The sequence below is a fragment of the Pseudomonas sp. GW456-12-10-14-LB2 genome (assembly GCF_002884345.1).
Classification (GTDB): domain Bacteria; phylum Pseudomonadota; class Gammaproteobacteria; order Pseudomonadales; family Pseudomonadaceae; genus Aquipseudomonas; species Aquipseudomonas paraglycinae.
In genome coordinates this window covers 1-266 of the sequence record NZ_POHV01000183.1, presented here as the reverse complement: position 1 = coordinate 266, position 266 = coordinate 1, and the positions used below count along the sequence as shown (strand labels likewise).

Sequence of the window (266 nt, the reverse complement as noted above, 5' to 3'; positions counted from 1 at the left end):
GCTGACAGGCTTCGCGCTGACGCCACCCACAGAGCCGGCACTGTTCGATGTCGCCGGTGTAGCTGCCGGCATGACCTCGATTATCGGTGACATCCGCGATCGCGAAGTGCTGGAGCAGGCGTTGGTTGCGGCCGACCCAGAGATCGTAATCCACATGGCCGCGCAACCGCTGGTGCGTGCCTCCTATGATGACCCGGTCGGCACTTATGCCACTAACGTCATGGGTACGGTTCACCTGCTGGAGGCCGTGCGCAAGGCGGTCAGCG

General features: G+C 63.5%; 1 protein-coding gene. It reads left to right on the top strand.

Going from position 1 to position 266, the window contains the following annotated elements; genetic code table 11:
• The coding region (locus C1X29_RS28650; protein ID WP_146023319.1) for a GDP-mannose 4,6-dehydratase at positions 1-266 on the top strand (266 nt) is incomplete at both ends.